This is a genomic window from Rhodoblastus sp. 17X3, from assembly GCF_030056575.1.
GTDB lineage: Bacteria > Pseudomonadota > Alphaproteobacteria > Rhizobiales > Beijerinckiaceae > Rhodoblastus.
Genome location: NZ_JASHHX010000042.1, coordinates 1 through 3,317 on the forward strand (window position 1 = coordinate 1; position 3,317 = coordinate 3,317).

Annotated in this window: 4 protein-coding genes; all 4 read left to right on the top strand. The window is 64.5% G+C overall.

The window, feature by feature from the left end; translation table 11 throughout:
- Positions 1-163 precede the first annotated feature (163 nt).
- Positions 164-1,087: a TauD/TfdA dioxygenase family protein gene (locus QM467_RS19620; protein WP_283368024.1), complete on the top strand. Its 924-nt coding sequence runs from the start codon at positions 164-166 to the stop codon at positions 1,085-1,087.
- Between the two features lie 72 nt (positions 1,088-1,159).
- Positions 1,160-2,215, top strand: a complete 1,056-nt coding sequence (locus QM467_RS19625) for a 3-keto-5-aminohexanoate cleavage protein (protein WP_283368025.1) — start codon at positions 1,160-1,162, stop codon at positions 2,213-2,215.
- A gap of 8 nt (positions 2,216-2,223) precedes the next feature.
- The gene (locus QM467_RS19630) at positions 2,224-2,829 is read left to right on the top strand and encodes an RBBP9/YdeN family alpha/beta hydrolase (RefSeq protein ID WP_283368026.1); all 606 of its coding nucleotides are present in this window, start codon (positions 2,224-2,226) and stop codon (positions 2,827-2,829) included.
- Positions 2,826-3,317: alcohol dehydrogenase catalytic domain-containing protein (locus QM467_RS19635; protein WP_283368027.1), on the top strand; the 492-nt coding region annotated here is incomplete at its 3' end. The genes QM467_RS19630 and QM467_RS19635, both read left to right, overlap by 4 nt.

Consider the following 3,317-nt stretch of genomic DNA (forward strand, 5'->3'; position numbering starts at 1 on the left):
GCGATGGGCTTCGCGCCTCCATTCCCCCCTGAAACGGTAGGGTTCCCCCCCCTCGTTGGGGGGATACGCACTCGCCGGCGTCATTTATACAAAATGGAAATCAAACGCCGGACCGGACAGCCTTCGCGAGAAAGGCGCCGCCGCCCGGCAGGGAGGAATTCCAATGACAGCGACCGCAGCCAACCCGACGATCGTCAATGCTCCGGCCGTCGTGCCGGCGTCGTCTCTCGGCGCCTCGATCCGCGTGGAGCAGCTCACCTGCGCGATTGGAGCGGAGCTTCAGAACGTCAATCTCGGCGCAGCAAGCCGCGACCCGGCTCTGCTCGCCGAAATCAAGTCTTTGCTCTTGCAGCACAAGGTTCTGTTCTTCCGCGATCAGGACATCACCCGCGCCGAGCACGTCGCCTTCGCCCGGCATTTCGGCGACCTCGAAGACCATCCGGTTGCAGGCAGCGACCCCGATCATCCGGGGCTGGTGCGCATCTACAAGGATCCGAATTCGCCCAACGAGCGATATGAAAACGCCTGGCATACCGACGCGACCTGGAGGGAAAAGCCGCCGATGGGCTGCGTGTTGCGCTGCGTCGAGTGCCCCCCGGTCGGCGGCGACACGATGTGGGCCAATATGGTCCTCGCCTATGAGAAGCTGCCGGAGGACATCAAGACCCGGATCGCCGGATTGCGCGCACGACACAGCATCGAAGCCTCCTTCGGCGCGGCGATGCCGATCGAGAAGCGTCTGGCGCTGAAGGCCCAGTTCCCGGACGCCGAGCATCCGGTCGTTCGGATCCATCCGGAAACAGGCGAGAAGGTATTGTTCGTGAACGCGTTCGCGACCCATTTCACCAATTTCCACACGCCGGAAAACGTCCGCTACGGCCAGGACTACGCGCCGGGCGGCGCCCAGTTGCTGCACTACCTCATCAGCCAGGCGCAGATCCCGGAATATCAAGTTCGCTGGCGCTGGAAGCCCAACAGCATGGCGATGTGGGACAACCGATCCACCCAGCACTATGCGGTGATCGACTACCCGCCGTGCCATCGCAAGATGGAGCGCGCCGGCATCATGGGCGACACGCCCTTCTGACGCCGCTGCCGGCCAGGCGCCGGAAGCAAATCCTCGAAAAAATAGCAACGCAAAACGTAAGAGAGAAAGCTCATGAACTTCCTCGATGGTTCCCTGTTTCCCGAAAATCAGGAAAAACTCGTCATCACCTGCGCGCCCTACGGGCCCGAGTGGATGCCCGCCGACTTCCCCGAAGACATTCCGGTCAGCATCGCCGAGCATGTGCAGAAGGCGGTCGATTGCTACAACGCCGGCGCCACCGTCCTCCATGTCCATGTCCGCGAGGAAGACGGCAAGGGCAGCAAGCGGCTGAGCAAGTTCAATGAATTGCTCGCCGGCCTGCGCGAAGCGGTTCCCGACATGATCCTCCAGGTTGGTGGTTCGATCAGCTTCGCGCCGGAAGGCGAGGGCGAAGTCGCGAAATGGCTGAGCGACGACACCCGGCACATGCTGGCCGACCTCAAGCCGACGCCGGACCAGGTGACGATCGCCATCAACAGCAACCAGATGAACGTCGTCGAGCAGATGTGCGAGGCCGATGTCGCCGGCACGTCGCTCGGGGAACCGGCCAATTACCGCGCCTATCGCGAAATGACCATTCCCGCCGGCCCGGAATGGGTCGAGGAGCATATCCGCCGCCTCAGCGCCAATGGCATCCAGACCCATTTCCAGCTCGCCAACATCACGCAGCTCGAGACGGTGGAGCGGATGATGCGCCGCGGCGTCTGCAACGTGCCGCTGATCCTGACCTGGGTGGCGATCGGCGGCGGCTTCGATGCGCCGAATATCTACAATCTCGCCAATTTCGTCCGGGCGTGTCCGGATGGGTCGGTGCTGACGCTCGAAACCTCCATGCTGAACGTGTTGCCGGTCAACATGATGGCGCTCGCCATGGGCCTGCATGTCCGCTGCGGCATCGAAGACAATATCTGGAAGCAGGACCGCAGCGGCAAGATGTCGAGCGTCGAGCAGATCGAGCAGCTCGTCCGTCTTTCGCGCGAATTTGGCCGCGAGATCGCCGACGGCAAGGAGGCGCGCCGCATCTATCGCATCGGCGAGTTCTACAACAACGCCGACGAGACGCTGGCCCGCAATGGCTTCGCGCCGAACCGCCAGCCCTCACGGGTGGTGCGCCAGGCGGCGGAGTAACCGGGACGATGACCGAACCGACCATATTGATCGTGCCAGGCCTGCGGGATGAAGTTCCCGCCCATTGGCAGACGCTGCTCGCCGCGCGTCTTGATCGCGTGCGGACGGTTCCGCCGATGGGGCGCGCCGATCTCGATTGCAGGACCAAGGTCGAGGCGATCGAGCGGGAGGCCCAGGCGATCGACGGGCCGGTCATCATCGTCGCCCATAGCGGCGGCGCGGTGATGGTCGCGCATTGGGCGGCGCAAACGCGTCGCCCGGTGCTCGGCGCGCTGCTCGCGACGCCGCCGGATTTCGAACAGCCGATGCCGGAAGGCTATCCGACGATCGAGGAATTGCGCGTTGGCGGCTGGCTGCCAGTCCCTCGCGCTCCTCTTCCGTTCCCGAGCATTGTCGCGGCGAGCCGCAATGATCCGCTGGGTCGTTTCGAGCGCGTCGCGGAACTCGCCGCCTGCTGGGGCGGCGAGCTGGTCGATCTCGGCGAGGTCGGCCACCTCAATCCCGCCTCCGGCTATGGCGAATGGCCGGATGCGGACGTTTTTATTCGTGAGCTGGCGAAAGGCGAGGGGGACGAGACGTCCCGCGCCGACGCGGCGGCTGGAGCAGAAAAATGAATCGCGCCATCAAGTTTTACGAAACGGGCGGCCCCGAGGTCCTCAAGCTGGAGACGGTCGAGGTCGGTGACCCGGGCCCGGGCGAGGCGCGCGTCCGCCACACCTATGTCGCCGTCAATTTCATCGACACCTATTTTCGGACCGGGGTCTATCCCCTGGCCCTTCCCAACGGACTGGGCTCCGACGCGGTCGGAATCATCGAGGCGGTCGGGCCGGACGTCACGGACGTCAAGCCCGGCGACCGGGTCGGCTATCTGCTCGGACCGCAGGGCGCCTATTCCGACGTGCGCGTCATGCCGGCCGCCGTCCTGATCCCGATTCCGGATGCGGTTTCCGACCGCACCGCCTCGACGCTGATGATGAAAGGCATGACGGTCCAGTATCTCTTCCGTCAGGTCTTTCCGCTGAAGGGCGGCGAGACCATCCTTTACCACGCCGCCGCCGGCGGCGTCGGCCTGATCGCCTGCCAATGGGCGCGGGCTATCGGG